General features: G+C 38.0%; 2 protein-coding genes. Both read right to left on the bottom strand.

The window, feature by feature from the left end:
• Window positions 1-867 (bottom strand): glycoside hydrolase family 43 protein (locus Q8907_16320; protein ID MDP4275834.1); only part of this gene is annotated, 867 nt, incomplete at its 3' end.
• Window positions 868-930: 63 nt separating this feature from the next.
• The coding region (locus tag Q8907_16315) for a right-handed parallel beta-helix repeat-containing protein (GenBank protein ID MDP4275833.1) at window positions 931-2,418 on the bottom strand (1,488 nt) is incomplete at its 5' end.

Raw genomic sequence — 2,418 nt, 5'->3', positions numbered from 1 at the left:
AGCAGGTGCCTCATTATGCCCTGCAGGAAGTATCCTTTTCCATTTTCCAGTAAAGGAAAGATAATCATCACTAAGTTCAGAAATATGAAGGGTGAGGTTCTCTTCTGAAGAACTTACTAAATAGGCCTTTTCATTATCATCTTCAAAAATGGTCATATCCCTGGACATCTGTCCTTTTTGAAAATCATTTCTTACAAACAATCCATTAATTACTGCATTCGTCCATGAGTTCGTCCACCATTTGAGTGTATCTTCCCCATCAGATTTTTGTTTCCATTCATCTTTAAAATTAATGGGCCACTGTCCGGCATCGGGACGATATGACCTAAGATATTTGTAGGGTCCGATTACCTCATCACTAACAGCCACAGAAGCCAAAGCAGCCCCGTAGCCTTTCCCCTTAAGTTCAAGATGAAACCACATCACGAATTTGCCAGTTTTTTTATTAAAAACAACTTTGGGCCGCTCGATAATACACCCTTTTTCAATATCGGAATTGCTGCCATTTTCATCTACTTTAAAAACAATACCCTCATCTTTCCAGTGAATCAGATCTTTTGAAGAATAGCAGCTTATTCCGACCTGGGCTGAATTTCCAATCTTTCCGGCAACTTTATATTCACCAAACCAATAATAAGTCTTTTTATAAAACAGGACTCCTCCACCGTGGGCATTAATAGCGTTCCCATTACTATCATTCCAAATCATACCCGGAGTAAAGCAATTAACTCTATTTTTTGAATTTTGAACGAAATTAGTAACGGCAGCATCCAGATCAACAGGGAGGGAAAAAAATCCTAGTAAAACGATCGAAAATAAAAGCCTTAAGTCAATAATATCATTTTTAAAAATTTTTCTGTTCATCATATTAGTTTTAAATGAGTCATGAAACTTACAATATCAAATGGCATCACAAAATTTTATCACGCATTATGGTTCAAGCTGATGTATTCCGATACAGGGATTCTGACCAACCTCAACCACATTTCCGAAAAAATCTTTTAAAGCAGCCGGTATAACTTTTTCCCCTTTATTTATACAAGGTGAACCCGGCTGAAGCATAAAACACTTCAGACCCTCAAATCCAATCAGCTTTTTATCAGGCAATGAAATAAAAGCAGGATCAGAAAAAACAGCATGACCATCATGGGGAAGATTAGTGAATTTTCCAAAGTATAAATTACTGTCAAAATGATTGCTGGTACTTTCACCTAATTGAAAAGCCAGGGGGCCTCTGGTATAAAAAATATTATTCAAAAAATAAGAGCTGTCAGCAAAACCATTCCAATTAGAACTATTAATCAAGGTATGGTCGATGGAATCGTTCTGCTTTTCTGGGACAAAAATGACATTATTATATATAAGTGTATTTTTAACAGGACCGGCAAAATGTATGACAGGGGAGAAAATCCCAGATCTGGTTTTGTGATTTCTGATCCCGTCATTAATGCTTACATTATATCTCACAATTGTACCTGCATTACCAACACTATAAGGCTCTTTTACACTACCATCATTGCAAACCAATAAAAATCCGCCTTCATTATCGTGACTATAGTTGTATTGAATAATTGTGTTTCTGCAATTCCAGTCGGAATCAAAGCCCTGTCCATCCCAGGGAGCTTTATGTCCGCTCACTTCATTGTATTGAACTATCGTATTATCACAACTCCATGGCCATATACCGGCTGCTGCTTCGCCATCGGGTAAAAGTCTGGAAGAATGATGCATCAGGTTGTATTCAATCAATGCCCCATCACAACCAATTGGAACTATCCCATCACCAGGAACTTCATCAATTTCATTGTTCCGGATAACCACATTAAGGTTGGGATGCCATTCAGATCTTTGCCAATAACCGTCGAAAGTAATCCCGTTCCGCTCACACCGGCTTATTTTGCAATCTTCAATCAATAAACTATCAAAAGTTGTGATTATCCTATTTCCTTGATTTTGGACAGAAATACCGGCCCCTCCACCTTCTTTTTTTACAAGGGATCCATAAACATCATGAACAATAAGATTTTTCAAAACCAGGGAATGTACGGTTCCATAATTCCGGGCATGAATTTTCAGGCCGCAGAGTCCGGCAATGCGCACAGCCCCCTTATTGGATATATCAAGATTTTGAACTTTCCAATATTCGACATTATATAAATAGACTGTTGCAGGGAAAATGCCATTTCCTTCAATTTTAGGTTTTTCGCCCTTCCCATAATTTGAAATAATGATAGGCTTCCCTTTTTCACCTGAACCTTTTGGAACAAGCCCACCTTTTAGGACTGTCCCGGATCTAAATAGGATGGAATCACCGGTTTTAAAAGTAAAACTGTTAACCTTATTCAATGTACGCCATGCTCTATCAGGAGAATGGCCATCATTCGAATCAGATCCCCTGTCAGAATCAATGTAATAAGT

The sequence above is a fragment of the Bacteroidota bacterium genome (genome assembly GCA_030706565.1).
GTDB lineage: Bacteria > Bacteroidota > Bacteroidia > Bacteroidales > JAUZOH01 > JAUZOH01.
This window is presented reverse-complemented; position numbering and strand designations above follow the sequence as displayed.